At 62.7% G+C, this 22,208-nt stretch carries 15 protein-coding genes; 5 read left to right on the top strand and 10 right to left on the bottom strand.

What is annotated here, in order from left to right; genetic code table 11:
• Positions 1–433: 433 nt before the first annotated feature.
• The 3 genes from gltB to ACX93L_RS01505 are packed head-to-tail and all read left to right on the top strand — an operon-like array spanning position 434 to position 6,923.
• Positions 434–5,125 (top strand): glutamate synthase large subunit, encoded by a 4,692-nt coding sequence (gene gltB, locus ACX93L_RS01495; RefSeq protein WP_459404121.1) that lies wholly within the window; start codon positions 434–436, stop codon positions 5,123–5,125.
• 5 nt (positions 5,126–5,130) lie between these two features.
• Positions 5,131–5,457, top strand: coding sequence for a heavy metal-binding domain-containing protein (locus ACX93L_RS01500; protein ID WP_459403202.1), 327 nt, complete (start codon positions 5,131–5,133; stop codon positions 5,455–5,457).
• Between the two features lie 11 nt (positions 5,458–5,468).
• Complete coding sequence (locus ACX93L_RS01505; protein WP_459403203.1) at positions 5,469–6,923, top strand: glutamate synthase subunit beta; 1,455 nt, start codon at positions 5,469–5,471, stop codon at positions 6,921–6,923.
• 49 nt (positions 6,924–6,972) lie between these two features.
• Here ACX93L_RS01505 and ACX93L_RS01510 read toward each other — a convergent pair whose 3' ends face one another.
• Positions 6,973–8,157, bottom strand: coding sequence for an SGNH/GDSL hydrolase family protein (locus tag ACX93L_RS01510; RefSeq protein WP_459403204.1), 1,185 nt, complete (start codon positions 8,155–8,157; stop codon positions 6,973–6,975).
• Between the two features lie 75 nt (positions 8,158–8,232).
• Positions 8,233–9,444 carry a lytic murein transglycosylase gene (locus ACX93L_RS01515; protein ID WP_459403205.1) on the bottom strand — a complete coding sequence of 404 codons (1,212 nt, stop codon included), beginning with the start codon at positions 9,442–9,444 and terminating at the stop codon, positions 8,233–8,235.
• A 196-nt stretch (positions 9,445–9,640) separates the two neighbouring features.
• Here ACX93L_RS01515 and galU point away from each other — a divergent pair, with 196 nt between their 5' ends.
• Positions 9,641–10,528 carry a UTP--glucose-1-phosphate uridylyltransferase GalU gene (gene galU, locus ACX93L_RS01520; RefSeq protein WP_459403206.1) on the top strand — a complete coding sequence of 296 codons (888 nt, stop codon included), beginning with the start codon at positions 9,641–9,643 and terminating at the stop codon, positions 10,526–10,528.
• An 81-nt stretch (positions 10,529–10,609) separates the two neighbouring features.
• Here galU and ACX93L_RS01525 read toward each other — a convergent pair whose 3' ends face one another.
• Positions 10,610–12,142: an outer membrane beta-barrel protein gene (locus tag ACX93L_RS01525; protein ID WP_459403207.1), complete on the bottom strand. Its 1,533-nt coding sequence runs from the start codon at positions 12,140–12,142 to the stop codon at positions 10,610–10,612.
• A 222-nt stretch (positions 12,143–12,364) separates the two neighbouring features.
• Here ACX93L_RS01525 and ACX93L_RS01530 point away from each other — a divergent pair, with 222 nt between their 5' ends.
• Positions 12,365–13,360 carry a KpsF/GutQ family sugar-phosphate isomerase gene (locus ACX93L_RS01530; protein WP_459403208.1) on the top strand — a complete coding sequence of 332 codons (996 nt, stop codon included), beginning with the start codon at positions 12,365–12,367 and terminating at the stop codon, positions 13,358–13,360.
• On the opposite strand, the gene ACX93L_RS01535 is transcribed toward ACX93L_RS01530, so the two are convergent.
• The 7 genes from ACX93L_RS01535 to ACX93L_RS01565 form a co-directional block, all read right to left on the bottom strand.
• Positions 13,361–13,819, bottom strand: a complete 459-nt coding sequence (locus tag ACX93L_RS01535) for an NfeD family protein (protein WP_459403209.1) — start codon at positions 13,817–13,819, stop codon at positions 13,361–13,363.
• A 3-nt stretch (positions 13,820–13,822) separates the two neighbouring features.
• Positions 13,823–14,845, bottom strand: coding sequence for an SPFH domain-containing protein (locus ACX93L_RS01540; protein WP_459403210.1), 1,023 nt, complete (start codon positions 14,843–14,845; stop codon positions 13,823–13,825).
• 240 nt (positions 14,846–15,085) lie between these two features.
• Positions 15,086–17,038, bottom strand: coding sequence for a methyl-accepting chemotaxis protein (locus tag ACX93L_RS01545; RefSeq protein WP_459403211.1), 1,953 nt, complete (start codon positions 17,036–17,038; stop codon positions 15,086–15,088).
• A gap of 89 nt (positions 17,039–17,127) precedes the next feature.
• Positions 17,128–17,739, bottom strand: a complete 612-nt coding sequence (locus ACX93L_RS01550; RefSeq protein WP_459403212.1) for a hypothetical protein — start codon at positions 17,737–17,739, stop codon at positions 17,128–17,130.
• A 318-nt stretch (positions 17,740–18,057) separates the two neighbouring features.
• Positions 18,058–18,681 (bottom strand): YdeI/OmpD-associated family protein, encoded by a 624-nt coding sequence (locus ACX93L_RS01555; protein WP_459403213.1) that lies wholly within the window; start codon positions 18,679–18,681, stop codon positions 18,058–18,060.
• Between the two features lie 312 nt (positions 18,682–18,993).
• Positions 18,994–20,028, bottom strand: coding sequence for a ferrochelatase (gene hemH / locus ACX93L_RS01560; RefSeq protein ID WP_459403214.1), 1,035 nt, complete (start codon positions 20,026–20,028; stop codon positions 18,994–18,996).
• A gap of 124 nt (positions 20,029–20,152) precedes the next feature.
• Positions 20,153–22,006 carry a 5'-nucleotidase C-terminal domain-containing protein gene (locus ACX93L_RS01565; protein ID WP_459403215.1) on the bottom strand — a complete coding sequence of 618 codons (1,854 nt, stop codon included), beginning with the start codon at positions 22,004–22,006 and terminating at the stop codon, positions 20,153–20,155.
• Between the last annotated feature and the right edge of the window lie 202 nt (positions 22,007–22,208).

The following is a 22,208-nucleotide window of genomic DNA, read 5'->3' on the forward strand; positions in this document are numbered from 1 at the left end:
GAAAGAGGTGGGTTCGGCTGGAGGCAGATTAGGGATTTCCCCGTGCCGATCAATCCAATCCGCGGCGGACCGATGTCGCTTTATACGCTTGCGCAATAAGCAGTGAGTATCGCGCCGAGCTGCGCAATAAAATTACGCAGAAGCCTTTCATCTCGTAACAAAGCGGCTTTTCGTTCGTTAATTTTTTGTCGGAGCGTCTTGCGTCTCCATTCGGTTTCTGTCATAGAAAGCTCGAAAATAGGTCAGAACAATTGACCTAATTCGAGAATTTTGAGCCGGTTCGGTTCGTCTGTCATGATGGTGAGAGCGTTTCTCGCCAGAATGGGACGGCTGCGCCGGCATCGGCGCCAGCGGTTCTGGCGGGTATGGCCCGGGTTTCCGGGCTCAATTTGGAGGGAAGGCAATGACCAAGATGACGCCATCCGAAGAGATCATGCAGGCATCCACCGCAGCCGGCGAAGAGCGCGCGGTGCGAACGCTCGCCCATGGTCTTCCCGCCAAACAGGGGCTCTATGATCCGCAGAACGAACACGACGCCTGCGGCGTCGGCTTCATCGCCCATATGAAGGGCGAGAAGTCGCACCAGATCGTCAAGGACGGCCTGTTCATCCTGGAAAACCTCACCCATCGCGGCGCCGTCGGCGCCGATCCGCTTATGGGCGACGGCGCCGGCATTCTGGTGCAGATCCCCGACCGCTTCTTCCGCGAGGAGATGGCGAAACAGGGCATTACCCTGCCGAGGGCCGGTGAATATGCGGTCGGCCACTTCTTCTTCCCTCAGGACGAGAAGCAGATCGCCCATTTCAAGACGATCATCGCCGATGTCTGTCACTCCGAGGGGCAGAACCTGATCGGCTACCGCGACGTGCCGGTCGACAATGCCTCGCTGTCGAAGGCCCCGGACATTGCGGCGACCGAGCCGCGCCACATCCAGGTCTTCATCGGCGCCGGTCGCGACGCCGCGACCCAGGAGCAGTTCGAGCGCCGCCTGTTCCTGCTGCGCAAGGTGATCTCCAACCGCATCTATGACGAGTTCAAGGGCGAAGACACCGGCTTCTATCCGGTGTCTCTGTCGTCCTCGACGATTGTCTACAAGGGCATGTTCCTCGCCTTCCAGGTCGGTGCCTACTACAAGGATCTCGCCGATCCGCGCTTCGAGTCGGCAGTCGCCCTTGTGCACCAGCGCTTCTCGACCAATACCTTCCCGTCGTGGAAGCTCGCCCATCCGTACCGCATGGTTGCCCACAACGGCGAAATCAACACGCTGCGCGGCAACGTCAACTGGATGGCGGCGCGCCAGGCGTCTGTCTCCTCGCCGCTGTTCGGCTCGGATATTTCCAAGCTGTGGCCGATTTCCTATGAGGGCCAGTCCGACACCGCCTGCTTCGACAACGCGCTTGAATTCCTGCAGCGCGGTGGCTATTCGCTGGCGCACGCGGTGATGATGCTGATCCCGGAAGCCTGGGCCGGCAACCAGCTCATGAGCCCCGAGCGGAAGGCCTTCTACGAGTATCACGCCGCCCTGATGGAGCCGTGGGACGGGCCGGCTGCGGTCTGCTTCACCGACGGTCGCCAGATCGGCGCGACGCTCGACCGTAACGGCCTGCGTCCGGCCCGCTATCTCGTCACCGACGACGACCGCGTCATCCTGGCCTCCGAAGCCGGCACGCTGCCGGTTCCGGAAGAGCGGATCGTCAAGAAGTGGCGCCTGCAGCCGGGCAAGATGCTGCTCATCGACATGGAAAAGGGTCGCATCATTTCCGACCAGGAAGTGAAGTCCGACCTCGCCAAGAGCCACCCCTATCGCGACTGGCTCGACCGCACCCAGCTCATCCTCGAGGACCTGAAGCCGGTCGAACCCCGGGCGCTGCGCCGCGACGTGTCGCTGCTCGATCGCCAGCAGGCCTTCGGCTACACGACCGAGGACACCAAGCTCCTGATGTCGCCGATGGCGACCACCGGCCAGGAAGCGATCGGCTCGATGGGCACCGATACGCCGATCTCGGCGATGTCGGCGAAGTCGAAGCTGCTCTACACCTATTTCAAGCAGAACTTCGCCCAGGTCACCAACCCGCCGATCGACCCGATCCGCGAGGAACTCGTCATGAGCCTCGTGTCGTTCATCGGCCCGCGTCCGAACATCCTCGACCATGCCGGCATGGCGCATGCCAAGCGTCTCGAAGTGCGCCAGCCGATCCTGACCAACGGCGATCTCGAAAAGATCCGTTCGATCGGCCACACCGAGGACCGTTTCGACACCAAGACGCTCGACTTCACCTATGATGCCGAGCGCGGTGCCGAAGGCATGCCGGAAATGCTCGATCGTCTCTGCGAGCGGGCGGAAGCTGCCGTTCGCGGCGGCTACAACATCATCGTGCTATCCGACCGCCAGATCGGCCCGGACCGCGTTGCGATCCCGGCGCTGCTCGCGACCGCTGCCGTGCACCATCACCTGATCCGCAAGGGGCTCAGGACTTCGGTTGGTCTCGTGGTGGAATCGGGCGAGCCGCGCGAAGTGCATCACTTCTGCTGTCTCGCCGGCTATGGCGCCGAGGCGATCAACCCCTACCTCGCCTTCGACACCCTGCTCGACATGCACAAGCACGGCGAGTTTCCGAAGGAAGTCTCCGAAGACGAGGTCGTCTATCGCTACATCAAGGCCGTCGGCAAGGGCATCCTCAAGGTCATGTCCAAGATGGGCATCTCGACCTACCAGTCCTATTGCGGCGCGCAGATCTTCGATGCGGTCGGTCTCTCTTCGGAGCTGGTCGAGAAGTACTTCTTCGGTACCGCCACCACCATCGAAGGCATCGGCCTTTCGGAAATCTCCGAAGAAACGGTGAGCCGTCACCGCGCAGCCTTCGGCAAGGATCCGGTGCTGGCCAACACGCTCGATATCGGCGGCGAGTATGCCTACCGCATGCGCGGCGAGAACCATGCCTGGAGCCCGGATTCGATCGCTGCCCTGCAGCATGCCGTCCGTGGCAATAGCCAGGACCGCTACCGCGAGTTCGCCGAAATGGTGAACGAGAGCTCGCTTCGGATGAACACCATCCGCGGCCTGTTCAAGATCAAGGGCGCCGAGGCGCTCGGCCGCAAGCCGATCCCGGTCGAAGAGGTCGAACCTGCCGTCGAGATCGTCAAGCGTTTCTCGACGGGCGCGATGTCGTTCGGCTCGATCAGCCGCGAGGCGCATACCACGCTGGCGATCGCGATGAACAAGATCGGCGGCAAGTCGAACACGGGTGAGGGCGGTGAGGAGAGCGATCGCTATCTGCCGTTGCTCAACGGTTCGGCAAACCCCGAGCGTTCCGCGATCAAGCAGGTTGCCTCGGGCCGCTTCGGCGTGACCACGGAATACCTGGTCAATGCCGACGTGCTGCAGATCAAGGTTGCGCAGGGCGCAAAGCCCGGTGAAGGCGGCCAGTTGCCCGGCCACAAGGTCGATGCGACGATCGCCAAGACCCGTCACTCGACCCAGGGCGTCGGCCTGATCTCGCCGCCGCCGCATCACGACATCTATTCGATCGAAGACCTGGCACAGCTGATCTTCGACCTGAAGAACGTCAACCCGGTGGCCGACATCTCGGTCAAGCTCGTCTCGGAAGTCGGCGTCGGCACGGTCGCCGCCGGCGTTGCCAAAGCGCGCGCCGACCACATCACGATCGCCGGTTTCGACGGCGGCACCGGTGCCTCGCCGCTGACCTCGCTGAAGCATGCCGGCTCCCCTTGGGAAATCGGTCTCGCCGAAACCCAGCAGACGCTGGTGCTGAACGGCCTTCGCTCGCGCATCGCTCTGCAGGTCGACGGCGGCCTCAAGACCGGCCGCGACGTCATCATCGGTGCGCTGCTCGGTGCGGACGAATTCGGCTTCGCCACCGCGCCGCTGATCGCCGCCGGCTGCATCATGATGCGCAAGTGCCACCTCAACACTTGTCCCGTGGGCGTCGCGACCCAGGACCCGGTCCTGCGCAAGCGCTTCAAGGGCACGCCGGAGCATGTCATCAACTACTTCTTCTTCGTGGCGGAAGAAGTGCGCGAAATCCTCGCCTCGCTGGGTGTTGCCCGGCTCGACGAGATCATCGGCGCTTCCGAACTTCTGGAGAAGGAAGACATGCTGGCGCACTGGAAGGCCGAGGGGCTCGATTTCTCCAAGATCTTCCACAAGGTCCCGGCCGCCAAGGAAGCCACCTACTGGACCGAGCGCCAGAAGCACCCGATTGACGACGTGCTCGACCGCAAGCTGATCGAGAAGGCGATGCCGGCTCTCGAGGCCAAGCAGCCCGTCGTGTTCGACGTCGACATCAAGAACGTCGACCGTTCGGCCGGCGCCATGCTCTCGGGCGAGCTTGCCAAGCGCTTCGGCCACAAGGGTCTGAAGGACGACACGATCCACGTCACGCTCAACGGCACGGCCGGCCAGTCCTTCGGCGCTTTCCTCGCCCGCGGCATCACCTTCGACCTGGTGGGTGACGGCAACGACTATGTCGGTAAGGGCCTTTCGGGCGGTCGCATCATCGTTCGCCCGCCGGAAAACACCCGGATCGTCGCCGAAGAGTCGATCATTGTCGGCAATACGGTTCTCTATGGCGCGATCGCCGGCGAATGCTACTTCCGCGGTGTGGCCGGCGAACGTTTCGCCGTGCGTAATTCCGGTGCGGTCGCGGTCGTCGAGGGCGTGGGTGACCATGGCTGCGAATACATGACCGGCGGCGTGGTCGTCGTTCTTGGTGGAACGGGCCGCAACTTCGCGGCCGGAATGTCGGGCGGCGTCGCCTACGTGCTGGACGAGAGCGGCGATTTCGCCTCGCGCTGCAACATGGCGATGGTCGAGCTTGAGCCGGTTCCGGAGGAAGACGACATGCTCGAGAAGCTGCACCACCATGGCGGCGACCTGATGCACAAGGGTCTGGTCGACGTGTCGGGTGACATGACCCGCCACGACGAGGAGCGCCTTTACCAGCTGATCTCGAACCATCTGCATTACACGGGTTCGGCCCGCGCCAAGCAGATCCTCGACAACTGGGCCGGATTCCGTCCGAAGTTCCGCAAGGTCATGCCGGTCGAGTACCGCCGTGCGCTGGAGGAAATGGAACGCATGCGCATGGGAGTAGCAGCCGAATGAGCGGGATGACCATTACTACCACCAGCACGCTCGAAGGCCGGACGATCCTCGAATACAAGGGCGTCGTCACCGGCGAGGCGATCCTCGGAACGAATATCTTCCGGGATCTGTTCGCGGGTATCCGCGATCTCGTAGGAGGCCGTTCCGCTTCCTACGAGCAGGTTCTGCGCGAGGCTCGGGAAACGGCGCTTCGCGAGCTCGAGGCGCAGGCGAAAAGCCTCGGTGCCAACGCAGTGGTTGGCGTCGACATCGACTATGAGAATATTTCGACCGGGTCCAGCGGCTCCATGTTGATGGTGTCTGCATCCGGAACCGCAGTAGTGACACGGTAAGGGGAAGCACGATGGGCAAGGTTACAGGTTTCATGGAAATCGACCGGAGCGTGGCCAAGTATCAGCCGGCGTCCGACCGCATTCGCCATTTCCGCGAATTCACCATCCCGATGTCGGATGCCGAGGTGACCAAGCAGGCCGCGCGCTGCATGGATTGCGGCATTCCCTATTGCCACGGTCCGACGGGCTGCCCGGTCCACAACCAGATCCCGGACTGGAACGACCTCGTCTACAACAACAAGTGGGAAGAGGCGATCCGCAACCTCCACTCGACGAACAACTTCCCGGAATTCACCGGCCGCGTCTGTCCGGCACCGTGCGAGGAAGCCTGCACGCTGAACCTCGAAGACACCCCGGTTGCGATCAAGACAGTCGAACAGGCGCTCGCCGACAAGGCCTATGAACTCGGATTCATCGTGCCGCAGCCGGCGACCGTGCATACCGGCAAGAAGGTCGCCATCATCGGCTCGGGCCCGTCCGGTCTGGCCGCTGCCCAGCAGCTCGGCCGCGCCGGCCACGAAGTGCATGTCTACGAGCGTGAAACCAAGCCCGGCGGCCTGCTGCGCTATGGCATTCCGGACTTCAAGATGGAGAAGAACTTCATCGACCGCCGCGTCGAGCAGCTGAAGGGCGAAAACGTCACCTTCCACTGCGGCGTCAATGTCGGCGTCGACGTGAAGGTCGAAACCTTGCTCGCCGATTATGACGCAGTGCTCTATTGCGGCGGTTCGGAAACCCCGCGCGAGGCCGGCATTCCCGGCGTGGAGCTGCATGGTGTTCATGACGCCATGCCCTATCTCGTCCAGCAGAACCGCCGCGTCGGCCGTGAGAACATCGACAGCGCCGGCTGGCCGTCGGATCCGATCCTTGCCGGGGGCAAGCATATCGTGGTCGTCGGCGGCGGCGACACGGCGTCTGACTGCGTCGGCACGGCGTTCCGCCAGGGCGCGGTAAAGGTCACCCAGCTCGACATCCGCCCGCGTCCGCCGGAAACCGAGGACAAGCTCGCGGTGTGGCCGTTCTGGGCCACCAAGATGCGGACCTCGTCGTCGCAGGCCGAAGGCGCAATCCGCGAGTTCCAGGTCGGCACGCTCGAATTCGTCGGGGAAGATGGTGTCCTGACCGGCGTGAAGTGCTGCCAGGTCGACGAGAAGCGCAAGCCGATCGCCGGTTCGGAGTTCATCATCAAGGCTGATCTCGCCTTCATCGCCATCGGCTTCCGCGGTCCCTTCACGGACAGCGTGCTGAAGGAACTCGACGGCAAGCTGACCCTCAACACCGACCGCCGTGGTTCGACGAACGTTGTCGCCAACGACCGCGACTACAAGACCTCGGTGGACAAGCTGTGGACTGCCGGCGACGTACGCCGCGGCCAGTCGCTGGTCGTCTGGGCGATCCGCGAAGGCCGCCAGGCTGCGCGCGCGATCGACGAAGCCCTCATGGGGGCGAGCGTCCTGCCGCGCTGATCTCCAGCATCGGATTAAACTGGATCGGGCCGCTCTCCAGCGGCCCTTTTCATTTCTGGGTGGAGCCGGTGTTGAGCAGGCGCACGTCGTCGACACGGCCGGTGGGGGCCGGCGGAAGCGCACCGTTCTTGACGAGCTGGTCGCGGGGCGAGGGGAGCGTCGAAACCGGCAGCGGCTTGGCGCCGAGCAGTTCGGTCGCTCCGTCCAGGTCCGGATCGAAGAGGTCAATCGGCTGCGTGGTCACGACGTTCTGCATCTCGGACGGCGGGAGGTTCAGCAGTTCCGGCAGATTGCTCGCATCGAGGCGCACGAGATCCGGGCTGGTCATGTCGCCGAGCAGACGGCGTGCGGATTTCTCGACGTAGAAGGCGAGCTTGCGCTTGCCGGCGGCCGTGAGGTTGATGCCGTCGGTGCCGCGCAGGCGGACCTGCTGGCCGTTGATGTCGGAGCCGGTGACGATGAAGCGACCATCCTGATCGACGAAGCCGTCCCAGACGTCGATGAATTCGCCGCCGATCCTTTCCACCGCACGGCGATAGACGGCGTTGAGCGTCAGCGCGTCGGCGGTCATGTTCTGCGGGCGGAAGGCGGGCAGGCCAACCCAGAGAAGGGGCACCTTGGCATCTGTGGCCACCTTGGCCAGGGCCGTGACCCGACGCTCATATTCCTGGAACCACGCATCGGTGCGGAATTCGAGCTTGCCGCCGGTCGTTACCATCTGCTGGCGATCGTTGGCGCCGATGTCGATGATGACGACCGCCGGCTTGGCCTCGACGATCATCTTCGGCAATTCGGTCTGCCAGTCGAAATAGTCGGCGCGCACTAGGCCGGACGAACCGTTGCTCTTTTCCTCGACGACCACACCCGGAGAAGCGGCGAAGGCCTCCTCGAGACCGTCTGCAAGGCCGCTTGCGACGAAGTCGCCGATGACCAGCACCTTGCGGGCGTTTTCGATCTTCGGGGCCGGCTCCGGCGGCTTCGGGGCGGTGGTAATGCTGGTGATGCTGCTCGTGGTCTTCTTCACCGAGCGCGGCGTCTTGACCTTGCGCGGCGGTGGGGCCGGCTCTGGAGCACGGCGTTCCCGCGGTCCGAACAGAAGTTCCAGAAGGTTACGGGGCTTGCGAACCTCCTGGGCGATCGCAGGAGACTCAAGCACGGTCACGCCGGTGAAGGCGAGCGTGAAAAGGCAAGCCAGCCAACCTCGAACGCCGATCTTCCGCCTAATCACGCGCATGCGCCTGCTGCCTCCAAAGCGCCCCGTATCAAGAACGGGGCGTTACCGGATATGTGCGGCGGGTGCCGACGATTGTCAATTGCGCAACTTGTCGAGCAGGATGCGCGAAGGCTGGCCGTCCACCGACATACCGAGGCGGCTCTGGATGGCGGAAATCGCCGCCTTGGAACCGGAGCCGAAATTGCCGTCAATCTCGCCTTCATAGTAGCCGAGGGCCTGCATCCGGCTCTGAAGCTCGAACTTTTCCTTGATGTCGAGCGCGTTCTCCGGGCGCGGCCAGCGTTGCTGCATGCCGTTGTAGCCGGCGATCTCGTCGGCGAGCAGGCCGACGGCGAGTGCATAGCTGTCGGCCGCGTTGTAGTTCTTGATGGTGAAGAAGTTCTTCGTCATCAGGAAGCCCGGACCGTTGGCACCGCCCATCATCTTCAGCTGGGCGCGCTCGGCGCCGTTCTTGAAGCCCTTGCCGCTCGGACGCACGAAGCCGAGGGCCGCCCACTGGGCGAGCGTCTTGGTCTTGCCGGCATGCGCACTGCCACCGGCCGGAACGACGATCTCGTATCCCCAGGTCTTGCCTGTCTGCCAGCCGTTCTTGGCGAGCAGGTTGGCCGAGGTTGCCAGCGCATCCGGAATGGAGTGCCAGATGTCCTTCTTGCCGTTGCCGTCGGCATCGATCGAATAGAGCAGATAGCTCGAGGGGATGAACTGGGTGTGGCCCATCGCGCCTGCCCAGGACCCCATCAGGTTCTTGGAGGCGACGTCGCCGTTCTGCAGCATCTTGAGGGCTGCGATCAGCTGGGTCCGCGCATATTTCGAACGCTTGGCGTCGGCATAGGCGAGGGTCGCCAGTGCGCGCGGGACATGGTGCAACCGGTCCGGCCTTTCGAGCGCAGCGCCATAGTTCGATTCCATCGACCAGATGGCCAGCAGGATGTTTTTGTCTACGCCGAAATGGCGTTCCAGCGCATTGAGCGTGGAGCCGTACTTGGCGGCCATCTCGCGGCCGATCTTGACGGTGTAGGGATTGACGCGCGAATCGAGATAATCCCAGATCTGGGACTTGAATTCGGGCTGGTAGGCGGCCTTTTCCAATACGAAGGGATCGGGCTCGCTGACGCCTGCGAAGGCCTGATTATAGGTCCGTTCGCTGATCCCTGCCTTGGCGGCGGTGGCATAGAAGCCGTTGATCCATTTCTTGAAGCCAGCGTCTGCCGATGCCGTGCCCGGTAGCAGGCTGGCGGCGAGGGAAATGGCAAGGGCTCCGAGAAGCTTGCGATTTTGTCTGGTCATGGGAACTTCCCCGTTGTCCTACGGTTCTTTTCCAGCCGATCTGGAGGCTGTTCAGCCTACGTTAAGGCAATAGCCGTCAACAAAGTCTTTACCATGGCGCGGCGGCCTTCGAAACCTTTGCGAAATGGTAGTAAATATATACTAGAGGGCAAGCGCGTAATGAAGACGCCTTGGCAGAATCCTCGAGGAGGAATGTGTGGTCCAACGTAATAAACTCCGTAAAGCCGTATTTCCTGTCGCCGGTCTCGGCACCCGTTTTCTTCCGGCCACGAAGGCCGTTCCGAAGGAGATGCTGACCGTTGTCGACAAGCCCGTTATTCAGTACGTGGTGGATGAAGCGGCCGAGGCGGGCATTGAACATTTCGTCTTCGTGACGGGCCGCGGAAAAGGCGTCATCGAAGACTATTTCGACATCCAGTTCGAACTCGAGCAGACGCTCAAGGCCCGCAACAAGAATGCGGAGCTCACGCTCCTGGAGGACCTGCTGCCGACCGCCGGTTCCGCGAGCTTCACTCGCCAGCAGGAGCCGCTCGGCCTCGGCCACGCGGTCTGGTGCGCCCGCGACATCGTCGGCAACGAGCCCTTCGCGCTTCTTCTGCCCGACATGATCATGCGCGGCGAAAAGGGCTGCCTGAAGGGCATGGTCGAGCTTTACGAAAAGGCCGGCGGAAACGTCATCGCGGTCGAGGAATGCGATCCGTCGCAGGCCCATAAATACGGCATCGTCGGTGTCGGCGAAACGCTTGAAGGCGGCTTCCGCATCACGGAGATGGTCGAGAAGCCGGCCAAGGGCACCGCACCTTCGAACTTCTTCATCAATGGCCGCTACATCCTGCAGCCGGAAATCTTCTCGATCCTGGAAACCCAGGAGCGTGGCGCGGGCAACGAGATCCAGTTGACCGACGGCATGCTCAAGCTTGCGAAGCAGCAGGCTTTCGCCGGTTATCACTTCAAGGGCCAGACCTTCGACTGCGGCGCCAAGGATGGTTTCATCCTCGCCAACGTCGCCTTCGCCATCGAGCGCGCCGATATCCGCCCGTCGATCGAGGAGCCCCTGAAGGCGCTTCTGGCGGCCCTCAAGTAAGCCGACTTTCCTGGCAAATACGACAAAGGCCGCGTCCGGTTCGGGCGCGGCCTTTGTCGTTTTCTCCATTCTCGTCCGGCTTCAGCGTTTCGCGGTCAGGCCGATCGAGGTGCGCAGCGCGTTGCTGTCGGCCGCGGCGTCGTAAAGCGTGCGCTCGTATTCGACGTCGGCAGTCAGGTCGAGATAGCGGTTGATGCTCCAGGTGAGGCCGGCGCCCGTGGTGTAGGACGTCGCATCGCTCACTCCGGCGCCGCCGGGATAGTTGGTCCATTCGACCGAGTTCGACAATCGGGCGACGAGGTTGCTGCGGAGCTGATGGGTGACTTCGCTGTTCAGCGCATAGATCACCGAACCGCTGAGCCCCGGCGTGGTGGAGGGGTCGATCGTGGTCGAGAGGCCGAGGTCGACATCGGTGCCCTGCTGCGGCGACCAGGTGACATTGCCGTCGACCGTCAGGGCCGAGAGATCACCGAGCCGGTCGTCCTCGAAGCGCTGATGTTCATAGCCGAGGCCCAGCTCACCCTTCAGCTTGTCGCCGAAATCGGCGGCAATGCCGCCGCGTGCCGAATAGGTGTCGGCGGAGCGGGCATAGCCATCCGAGTCGATCGTCTCGTCGTAGCGGATCCTGCCGATGGCCACCTCGACGAACGGGGTGAGGGCGGGGGAGATCTCATAGCCGATGCGGCCGCGCAATTCGCCGCCCAGTCGGTTGCGGTCCGTCAGGCCGAGGCTCGTGCCGTCCGCGAGTTCAGCGTCCGAATACTGCCAGCGGTTCAGGTCGGCAGCGATCGTGCCGCGCAGCCTGCCGAAATCATGTTCGACGGAAACTCCGCCCGAATACCGGTGGACACCCGACTGCACGGTTGCCCCGGAAATGGCGTTCGGGTCGTCGTTGTCCTCGCGGCTGAAATTGTAGCCGCCCTTCACATGGGCGATCGTATCGTCGGCAAGATCGAGGCGGAGATCGGCGTTGATGCCGGCGCGCGGGTTTTCCGCGCCTTCGCCCGTCAGGTTCTTCTGCCAGTAGCCTTCACCGCCGATCGTCAGCTCGTGGCGCGACCAGTCGGACGTCAACGTGCCCTTCAGCCCTGTTTCCGAAAAGGTCCGGCTCTCTTCGGTGCCGCCGCTGGTGGTTCTCTCGTGCCCGATCTTTTCGCTCAGCGAAGGGCGCAGCACCATCGTGCCGAGACGGATGCCGTCGGGCTCGTTTCCTGCATCGCGGCGGGTGCGGAAGGCCGTCGGATCGTCGAGGGTCGTTTCGCGCAGGTTCTGTCGCCCGAAGTCTTCCGGCTGCGCATCCAGATCCGCTTCTGGATCCGAGAGCACTCCGGTCCGGGCCGTGCCGGTCGACTGGGTCGTGAGATTGTCGGCGGCCATGGTGGCCCCCGCTGTTGTCGTGCCGGTGGCGGCGGTTGTCGTCGCGCCGTTGGTCGCGGTGCTGCCAGTGGTTCCGGTCTGCGTACCTGACGTGGGCGTCCAGGTGGTCGAGGTCGAAGCGCTCTGGGCGACGGCCGGATCGGCAAGGCCGAACAGGCCGCAGGCCAGGAGACCGGCCGATGTCGCGGACAGACGGCGGCGCGCGCGTTCCGCTTCGGTCTTTTCTGTCTGAACCATTTGGATTTTGCCCGGCAACTCTTAAATGCTTACCCAAACGTAAAGCCATGTGGTTAACGTTTGGTTTCGATCGCCGGGTTGGAACGTGCGTCTTGGTCGGGCGACCGGGGATGCGGCGGAATGCCTGCTTTTCCCCACTCGTCGGATGGGAAAGATTGCGGTTCCGGCGGGGAACTCGGTCTTCGAGTGGACAGCCATGGGCAAAAGCAGTAAGGGTCCGCCATGATCAAGCGCGCTGTAAATCTCGTCGAAGCCGGTGCTATCGAATCGGCTCTGAGGGTCGTCACGACCGAACGCAACGGCCTTGTGGCCCTCGAAGAGGCCCTGACTAACGGACTGGCCGGCCCCTTCTGCAACGCCGTCAACATCATCGGCGGGATTTCGGGCCGGTTGATCGTCACGGGCGTCGGCAAGAGCGGTCACATCGGCACCAAGCTCGCCGCGACCTTTGCCTCGACCGGGACCCCGGCCTTCTTCGTCCATCCGGCGGAAGCCAACCACGGCGATCTCGGCATGATCGGCCGCGACGACGCGATCCTCGCGATGTCGTGGAGCGGCGAAAGCCAGGAACTGCAGGGTATCCTGTCCTATTCGCGGCGCTTCTCGATCCCGCTGATCGCCATGACCGCCGGCGAGAGTTCGACGCTGGCGCGCGAGGCTGACGTGGTGCTGCTTCTACCGAAGGTGCAGGAAGCCTGCCCGCACGGCCTGGCGCCGACCACCTCGACCGTGCTGCAGCTCGCCATGGGCGATGCGATCGCGATCTCGCTGCTCGAGGCGCGCGGCTTCACCCCCAACGATTTCCGCGTTTTCCATCCGGGCGGCAAGCTGGGTGCGAGCCTGACCCATGTGCGAGACATCATGCACACCGGCGACCGCCTGCCGCTCGTCAAGCAGGGTACCCCGATGCCGGAGGCGATCGTCACCCTGTCGCACAAGCATTTCGGCTGCGTCGCCGTTCTCGACGATGACGGCAAGCTGGCCGGGATCGTCACCGAGGGCGACATGGCGCGCAATCTGTCGCGCAATCTCGCGGAACTCTCGGTCGATGACGTGATGACCCGGACGCCGAAGACGATCAAGCCGAGCACGCTCGCGACTGCGGCACTGGCGATCCTCAACCAGCATAGCATCGGCGCGCTCCTCGTCGTCGACGAGGACAACCGTCCGATCGGGCTGGTGCACTTCCACGATCTCCTGAGGATCGGTGTGGCCTGATCAGGCCGGTTCGACCGTCAGGTCGCGGCCGTTGTACGAGACTATCTTCACCTTTGTGCCGACCGGCAGGTCCGGTCCCATGACAGGCCAGTAGGTATCATCGAGGCGAACCCGGCCGCGACCTTCGGCGATCGGTTCAGCGAGCGTCGCGGTCCGTCCGACGAGGCTTGCGCCGCGCTGGTTGAGCAGGGGTTCGTCGGTGACGAGATCGGGCTTCGACAGGAACCGCCGCCCGAGCAAGGTCGCGACAACGGCGAGTGTCGCGAAGACCAGAAGCTGGACCTGCCAGCCCCAAGCTGTACTCTCCCAGAAAAGCAGCGACAGCACCCCGGTCGCAAGTGCCCCGATGCCGATCCAGACCAGGAAGACGCCGGGCATCAGAAGTTCGGCGGCAAGCAGCAGGAGGCCGAGCAGCCACCAGCTCCACGGTCCGAGTTCTGCGATGATGCGGCCGAACATGCCTCAGTTCTCCTGATTGGGTGCGAAGGGGTTGACCGTCGGCGTGGTGCGAGCCGGCGCAGCAGCGGGCGCGGGTGGAGCGACGGGGCGTGGCTTTGCGGCGGGCTGGTCGCCGAATACCTCCCGGGCAATCGCACCGATACCGCCGAGCGAGCCGATCAGGCTCGCGGCTTCCATCGGCATCAGCACGATTTTTGAATTCGGCGCGGAGCCGATCGCGGCCATCGCTTCGGTGTATTTCTGGGCAACAAAGTAGTTGATCGCATTGACGTCGCCGGCGGCGATCGCGTCTGAGACGAAGCGCGTGGCTTTGGCCTCGGCCTCTGCCAGGCGTTCGCGGGCTTCGGCTTCGCGGTAGGCGGCCTCCCGCTGGCCCTCGGCCTGCAGGATTGCCGATTGCTTGGCGCCTTCGGCGCGTAGGATCTGGGCGTTCCGGAACCCCTCTGCCTCGAGGACTTGGGCACGCTTCTCGCGCTCGGCCTTCATCTGGCGAGCCATGGCGTCGACGAGATCCTTCGGAGGCTGGATGTCCTTGATCTCGACGCGGGTCACCTTGATGCCCCAGGGACCGACCGCTTCGTCGACGACCTTCAGCAGGCGGTCGTTGATCGCCTCGCGGTTGGAGAGCAGTTCATCGAGGTCCATCGAGCCCATGACCGATCGAATGTTGGTCATGGTGAGGTTGAGGATCGCGTTTTCGAGATTGGCTACCTGATAGGCGGCCTGGGCGGCGTTGAGGATCTGGTAGAAGGCGACCGCATCAGCCGAGACGCTGGCATTGTCCTTGGTGATGACTTCCTGCGTCGGAACGTCGAGCACCTGTTCCATCACGTTGAGCTTGGAGCCGATCCGCTCGATGAAGGGGAAGATCAGGTTGAGGCCCGGTTCCAGCGTGCGGGTATAGCGTCCGAAGCGCTCGATCGTGTAGCGATAGCCCTGCGGCACCGTCTTGATGCCAGCGAAGAGAACAAGAATGACCAGCGCAACGAGCGCGATGACGACAATATCGGGACCGGCAAAAGGCATGAAACACTCCCCTCAAAAATAGCGCGAAAGGCTTCGCTATGCTTACAAGTGGGCGATGTCTCTTCCCTTGGCAAGATGAGCGAGCGGCAAAAGAGAACAGGCGGAGGAGGGGGCGCCGTGCCGCGAGCCGCCTCTTGGTCTGGAGGTCGGGCGAGGGTGTCGCACCGGACGTGAAAAAGGCCGCGCAACATGGCTGCGCGGCCTCCTTCTATTCTGTCCTTGAGTGCCTTTGCGAAAGGCTCAGAACTCTTCCCAGTTATCTGCCGCGACCGCTGCATTGCCTTGGCTCCGCATGGCCGGGGCGCTCACGCGGGTCGGCTGGACGGGGCGGGAGACCGGTGCAGGCTGGCTCGGCCGGGCCATGGTGCGGGCCGTCTGGCGAAGCGCTGCTGCCTGGGTCGAGGCAACGCCGTTGATGGTAAACTGCGAGATGAGTTCGCGGAGCTTTGCTGCTTCGGAGGCAAGCGCGGCGGAGGCGGCGTTCGATTCCTCGACCATCGCGGCGTTCTGCTGCGTGGTCTGGTCCATCGCGTTGACGGCCTGGTTGACTTCAGAGAGGCCGGTCGACTGTTCCTTGGCCGAGATGGCGATCGCATCCATGTGCGTGTTCATGTCGGAGATGAAGACGCCGATGGTGCGAAGCGCTTCGCTTGCCTGGCGGACCAGATCCACGCCGCTCGAGACTTCCGTCGTGGAGTTGTGGATGAGGGCCTTGATTTCCTTTGCTGCGTTGGCGGAGCGCTGGGCAAGTTCACGCACTTCCTGGGCGACAACGGCAAAACCCTTGCCGGCCTCACCCGCACGGGCGGCTTCGACGCCGGCATTGAGTGCAAGCAGGTTGGTCTGGAAGGCAATCTCGTCGATCACGCCGATGATATTGGAGATCTGGCGCGAGCTCTCCTCGATCTTGCGCATGGCCTCTTCGGCCCGTGCCACGACCTCGGACGACTGGTTGGCCGAGGAATTGGCCTGAGAGGCGACAGAGCGGGCCTCTTCCGTCCGCTTCGTCGAATTCTGGACGTTGGCCGTGATCTCCTCGACGGCGGCGGCGGTCTCCTCAAGGGCGGCTGCCTGCTGTTCCGTGCGCTTCGACAGGTGATCGGTGCCGGACGCGATTTCCTGGGTGCCGGTCTCAATCGTCGCGACGCTGTTGGTGATCGCGGAGAGGGTCTGGTTGAGCTGGCTGATCGACTGGTTGAAGTCGTGGCGGAGTGCTTCGAAGTCCGGGGCGAAGGCCTCGTCGAGCTGGAAGGAAAGTTCGCCCTTCGCCAGTCGTTTCAGACCGGCGGCAAGGCCGGAGGTTGCGATGCGCAGGCGCTCGGCGGCTTCGGCCTCGGCCCGTTCCTGGGCAGCCCGACGATCAGCCTCGGCATGGCTTCGCGCCTCTTCCGCTTCCGCCTGCAGACGCTGGTTGGCGATTGCCGCTTCGCGGAAGACCTGCATGGATTCGGCCATCTGGCCGATCTCGTCCTTGCCGCCCTTGTCGATCGACACGTCCAGGTCGCCGTTGGCCAGCCGCGACGTCACGTTGGCAAGGCGGGCAAGCGGCCGGGATACGAGCTGGAAGTTCAGGAGGCCCATCAGGGCCGCGACGAGGGCGACGATCACGGATGCGGCAAGGCTGATCAGTTCCACCGTCGCCAGAGCCGATTTCTGATCGGTCGAGGCGACATCGGCGCGCTGTTGAAGGCCGCTGGTAACGGTCTTGAGCTTCTCGTTGAAGGCCGAGACCAGTCTGGAGCCGTCGCCGGTCAGTTCGATCGCACGGGCAAGTTCGACCGACATCGGGTCGCGCATCAGACTGATCTGCCGCTCCACGACGGTCGAACGCCATTCGCCGATCTTGCCGATGGCCTCGCGCAGGGCAGGAAGCTCGCTCTGGGCTTCTGCCTCGAACAGTTTTTCCAGTGTGGGCACTTCGCCGTCGATCTTCTTGGTCGACTGCTCCAGGGTTGCCACGAAGTCGCGGTTGCCGGTGAGGAGGAAATTCTTCAGCGCCAGATCGGCCTGCACCATGTCGTCGGTGAGCTCCGCGGTTTTGGTCAGCAGCTGGTCGATGACCTGCTTGTTTTCGACCAGCGTCCCGGCAGTGTCGACGCGGGTGTAGATGAAGCCGGATGCTCCGATGGCGATGACCGCCAGGATGCCGAATGCCGCGAAGCCCTTGGCGCTGACGGATATGTTCTTGATCATGGTCTTACCTATCTGGTTTCGCTGATGGCGCCGGTCCCACGGGAACGTTTCAGGTTCCTGGCCGCCACTGGCCGCTGTTTTGCTGGAGTTCAGAGGCCGACTGCAGCGCGCCGCTCGAGTTCGGTGAGATTGAGTTCGACGGTGACGGCACCGATCGGCTTCTTTTCCGCACCTTTCGTGACGGTGAAGCTGACCTGGCCACGCCAGATCTTGGCTTCGTCATCCCATTCGGGGGCATCGACGAAGACGGCATCGCCTGCGACATTGAAGGTCTTCTGGAACTTGTCCTCGTCGCCCTGCCAGAAGTCGCTCGTCACCGAACTCTGGCCGACGTTCAGGCCGTTCTGGTCCATTACGAAGATTTCGGCATAAAGGCCGAGGGAGCGTCCCTGTATGCGAGCGAGATACACCGAGAGCGGATTGGACAGCGTTGCTGCGATCAGGGGCTTGTCCTCCTTTTCGCGCTCGGCGCGCCACTGGGCGTCCAGCGTGTCGATCTCAGCCTGGGTGAGCTTCTGCTGCTTCTGGTTCTGCGCGTCGATCGAGATCTGGACGATTTCGGAATCGATGAACTTTCGCATGTCTTCGAGGACTGCGGGGGTGACCAGAGCCTTGGCGTTCGGCTCTGCCGTCTGCGCCAGGGCATTGGACATTGACAGCGCAAACATGGTTGCTGCCAGAATTGCCTTACGTGTTGCCATTTGTCTCTCCTTCGTGAGGTCAAATCTAGGAGTGACGATTTAAATTAGCGTTAATGCAAGATTTTACCTGTTATATTTTGCAATGAAAATCAATGGCTTAGGTGAATTGAATGGGGTGATTCATGAGTGAATGTGCAACTAAAGGCTGATGACGTTTGAGCCAGGATTCTTTCGGGTGTTGCTTAAGTTCATGAAATTTGTCTATTTTTTGAGCAGGTCTGCTTTCCAGGGAACCCAGGCAAAGGCGCGGTGCAGCTATGGCGCTTCTTCCTGGTTGTATTTCTTGAGCCGAATTGGTTGAGGGGCTGGGGCTTTTGCTCAGCGCTCCAGCGCTCCCTTGCCGGCGAGGATCTTGTCGCGGTTCTTCAGGATGCGGGCGCGGCGCGTGTCGGTCTGTTTGGCTCCGTTGAGGAGTATGACGTAGCTCTTCTGCCGTCCGGGTGTGAGACGATGAAACGCCTCTGCTAGCACTGGATCGTCATCCATTGCGGTAACCAGTTCTTCCGGCAAATCGAGCGGTACGTCTTCCTTCTCTCCCCTGAGACCCGTTTCCGCATAATTCATCGCTTCCCTGAGATAGGCCTGGATGACTGGCGCCATCCGGGCGACGTCGTCGTTCTTCACGAAGCGGATCATGTCCGGATGACGCGAGTTCGGTCCCTGGCGCTCGAGTACGCCCTCGGGATCCCTCATCAGCGATGCATTGAAGAACGTGATCCGGTAGTCGTTGCGGAAGGCGCCGATGATCACGATGTTACGGCCGGCGTGCATGTAGCACGGATGGCCCCATTTCACCGTTTCAGTAAGGCCACAATCGAGGCAGATGCGACGCAGTTGCTCGAGTCCTGCTATCCACGCCCTCGTCGAGCAATCGGGTGTGGCGAAGCGCTCACAGCGCCCGCATCCCTTGGTGAAATAGTCATCGATCGCGGTAATCATCATCAGCCGTTACCTCCATATCGATCCTGCTTGCCTTGGCAACCACCACCCGCCCCTGGGCGGCGCTTTCGGCCAGCGCTCGGTCACGGATGCCCGGACCTGACGGCTCAAAGCTGCACGGTTGGCCCGAAGCTCGCGCGTTACCAATCAGCGAGAATATACGCCTCGCCCGGCTCCTCGTCTCGCATCCAGTTCGCGTCAAACCGCATCTCCGCGGCGGTTGTTCCGCGGGGATCTTTGACGTCGGCGCTCCTGCCGATCCGGCGCGACGCCTCTTCGGCAGAAGGTCAGTGTTGGTCTGCGTCGCGCACGAACCTAGATCCAGCCCTGCAGTTCGCGACGCACAACCGTCTCCAGCACGCCCATGCCCTCCGGGCTGTCGTTCAGGCAGGGGATATGGACGAATTTCTCGCCGCCATTGTGGTGGAAGATCTCGCCCGCTTCGCCGGCGATTTCCTCGAGTGTCTCGAGACAATCCGAGACGAAGCCGGGGTTCATGATGGCGAGGCGCTTGACCCCGTCCTTGGCAAGCTTCTCCATCGTCTTGTCGGTATAGGGCTGCAGCCACTCTTCCGGTCCGAAGCGGGACTGGAAGGTCACCATGAACTTTTCCTTCGGCAGGCCCAACCGCTCCCGCAGCAGGCGTCCGGTCTTCATGCAGTGGCAGTGATAGGGGTCGCCCTGCTTGAAGTAGGATTGCGGAATGCCGTGGAACGAGGTGATGAGCAGTTCGGGTTCCCAATCGAGCGTGGCGAGCTTCTTCTCCACGGAGACTGCCAGCGCATCGATGTAGGCCGGGTCGTCGTGATAGGGCGGCACGGTCCGGATCGCCGGTTGCCAGCGCAGCTTCATCAGATGCTCGAATGCCTTGTCGTTGACGGTGGCAGTGGTCGAGGCGGCATATTGCGGATAGAGCGGGAAGAGCAGGATCTTCTCGCAGCCGGCGGCCTGCAGCGTGTCGATCTTCGAGGCGATCGATGGCTGACCGTAGCGCATCGCCCAGTCGACCACGACGTTCGGGTGGCCCTTGAGGGCCTCGGCCATCAGTTCCGCCTGGCTGCGGGTATAGGTCCGCAGATAGCTCTCGTCCTTTTCCTTGTTCCAGATCTCCTCATAGGCCTTGCCGACCTTCTGGGGGCGCGTGTTCAGGACGATCCCGAACAGGATCGGGTACCATTTCCAGGGTGACCACTCGATGACGCGCTTGTCCATCAGGAATTCCCTCAGGTAACGCCGCATCGATTTGTAGTCCGTGCCATCCGGCGTGCCGAGATTGACAAGAAGCACGCCGACCTTGCCGAAACGAACGGACGGGTGGCCGGGGGGAAGGTGAGGCTGGTCTGCGGTCATTTCGAAATCCTGATTGCGTCGCTCGGATCCACTACGAAGGAGAGCGTCTTCGGGATCATCTATTAGAAGCAAAAACCGGCCCGGGAAAGCCCGGGCCGGTCTTGAGTCTGCGGCAAACCGCGCCTTACTTGGTCGGCAGATCGAGTTCCTTGCCGACATCGATCAGGTTCGGGTTCTTCAGCTTGTTGGCCTCGGCGATCTTCTTCCAGGCCATGCCATCGCCGTAGGTTGCGACGGCAATCTTCCAGAGGCTGTCACCGAGCGCGACCGTGTATTTCGTGGCGGCCGTAGCCACGGTTTCGGCTGCCGCCGGGGCTGCGGGGGCCGTCGCTGGAGCTTCGGTCGTCGCGGCAGGTGCAGCTGGCGCCGCCCCGGCAACTTCGGTGATCCGGCCATCGGTATAAGGCTTGTAGGGGCTGTTCTTGGCGATGTAGTCGGCCAGAACGCTTTCGAGGCCGGGGCCGAAGTCATAGGCATTCTGACCGGCCGAGGCGAAGATCTTGTAGCCGTCGCCGCCGGCGCGCATGTAGTTGTTGGTCGCGACGCCGTAGAGCTTGGCCGGGTCGAGGGCCACGAACGCGTCCCCTTCCTTCACCTCCACCGAGACGACGCGGCTGCCGGCCGGCTTGGACTTGTCGAAGGTGTATTTCATGCCGGAGACCTGCGGGAAGCGGCCGGCGCCATCCTCGATCTGGCTTAGTCCATTCTCCAGAGCCGCGACGATGTCGGAGCCCTTCAGCTTGAAGGTGGCCAGCGTGTTCTGGAAGGGCAGGACGGTCAGGGCTTCGCCCATCGTCACCGTTCCGGCATCGATCGAGGCGCGCAGGCCGCCACCGTTCTGGATGGCGATCGTCACGCCCTGATCCTTGACCCGATCGACCATGGCATCGGCAACGAGGTTGCCCATCGAGCATTCGGCGGCGCGGCAGACTTCGCGCGAGCCGTCGATCACCGCTGCCGTCTCACCGATTTCCTTCTTCTTCAGTTCCTCGATCGGGGCGCCGAGTTCGACGACTTTGGCGGCGTAGGCGGCATCTTCAGCCACCGAAGCGTCGAGAAGCTTCGGGGCGCCCTCCGCGGATTTCACGGCGCCGGCGTCATCGAAGACAACCTTCAGGTCGCCGAGGTATTTCGAATAGGCATAGGCAGTGACGATCGGCACGTCCTTGCCCGACGGATTCTTCACCAGTGTCGGGTAGGGACCCGCCGCCTTCTCGTCGGTGGAGGAAAGCAGCGTGTGGCTGTGGCCGCCGACAATCACGTCAATGCCGTCGACCGCTGCGGCGATCCGCTGATCCACTGTGTAGCCGACATGCGAGAGCAGGACGATCTTGTTGACGCCTGCGGCCTCGATCTCCTTCACGGCGTCCTTCAGATAGGAAATCTCGTCGATGAACAGCACGTCGTCGCCGGGCGAGGAGGTTTCGTCCGTGTCTGTCGCAAGCACCGAGACGATCGCCACCTTCTCACCGCCGAACTCCTTGATGATGTAAGGCTTGTACTTGTCGGCGATCGGGGTGTTGAGGCCGGCCAGAACGTTGCCGGAGATCATCGGGAACTTCAGCGCATCGATGAAGCGGGCGAGCTCATCGGGGCCATCGTCGAATTCGTGGTTGCCGATCGCCATGGCGTCAAAGCCGATGCCGTTCATGAATTCGGCGATCGGGGCGCTCTTGTAGGTCGTGTAGAAAAGCGAGCCCTGGAACTGGTCGCCGGCATCAAGCACGAGCAGGTTGGCGTCCTTCAGTTCGCCCCTGCGGGCGTCGATCGCAGTCTTCATGCGGGCAACGCCGCCGAAGCACTCGTTCTTGCCTGCTTCTTCCGGCGAGCATGTCGAGTCAAACTTGTTGATCGCCTCGATGCGCGAATGGAAATCGTTGATATGCAGGATGTTCAGCTCGAAATCGGCCAGGGCGGCAGAGGTGGACAGGGCGAGCACGGACGCGCTCAGAAGGCCAAATCGCAGGTGTCTCAACATCGCTTTTCTCCTGTTATCAAAGGCAGCCGCGAGACGCCGCAAGGCGCGCCCGGGGCATTCAAAAGGGCTTTGCCGGGCGGGATGTTTTCATCAAGCGGGCGAGACTGCAAGCGAAATTGCGCAGTGCACGCCGGGTCGGAAGGCGGGGCCAGAATACGAAAACGGCCGACTTTTCCGTCGGCCGCTCTGATGAATGAAGGCT

The organism is Rhizobium sp. CAU 1783, assembly GCF_054551725.1.

Coding starts and splice junctions, on each gene's coding strand:
- gltB (WP_459404121.1), top strand. CDS start 434: ATGCAGGCATCCACCGCAGCCGGCGAAGAGCGCGCGGTGCGAACGCTC.
- ACX93L_RS01500 (WP_459403202.1), top strand. CDS start 5,131: ATGACCATTACTACCACCAGCACGCTCGAAGGCCGGACGATCCTCGAA.
- ACX93L_RS01505 (WP_459403203.1), top strand. CDS start 5,469: ATGGGCAAGGTTACAGGTTTCATGGAAATCGACCGGAGCGTGGCCAAG.
- ACX93L_RS01510 (WP_459403204.1), bottom strand. CDS start 8,157: ATGCGCGTGATTAGGCGGAAGATCGGCGTTCGAGGTTGGCTGGCTTGC.
- ACX93L_RS01515 (WP_459403205.1), bottom strand. CDS start 9,444: ATGACCAGACAAAATCGCAAGCTTCTCGGAGCCCTTGCCATTTCCCTC.
- ACX93L_RS01525 (WP_459403207.1), bottom strand. CDS start 12,142: ATGGTTCAGACAGAAAAGACCGAAGCGGAACGCGCGCGCCGCCGTCTG.
- ACX93L_RS01530 (WP_459403208.1), top strand. CDS start 12,365: ATGATCAAGCGCGCTGTAAATCTCGTCGAAGCCGGTGCTATCGAATCG.
- ACX93L_RS01535 (WP_459403209.1), bottom strand. CDS start 13,819: ATGTTCGGCCGCATCATCGCAGAACTCGGACCGTGGAGCTGGTGGCTG.
- ACX93L_RS01540 (WP_459403210.1), bottom strand. CDS start 14,845: ATGCCTTTTGCCGGTCCCGATATTGTCGTCATCGCGCTCGTTGCGCTG.
- ACX93L_RS01545 (WP_459403211.1), bottom strand. CDS start 17,038: ATGATCAAGAACATATCCGTCAGCGCCAAGGGCTTCGCGGCATTCGGC.
- ACX93L_RS01550 (WP_459403212.1), bottom strand. CDS start 17,739: ATGGCAACACGTAAGGCAATTCTGGCAGCAACCATGTTTGCGCTGTCA.
- ACX93L_RS01555 (WP_459403213.1), bottom strand. CDS start 18,681: ATGATGATTACCGCGATCGATGACTATTTCACCAAGGGATGCGGGCGC.
- hemH (WP_459403214.1), bottom strand. CDS start 20,028: ATGACCGCAGACCAGCCTCACCTTCCCCCCGGCCACCCGTCCGTTCGT.
- ACX93L_RS01565 (WP_459403215.1), bottom strand. CDS start 22,006: ATGTTGAGACACCTGCGATTTGGCCTTCTGAGCGCGTCCGTGCTCGCC.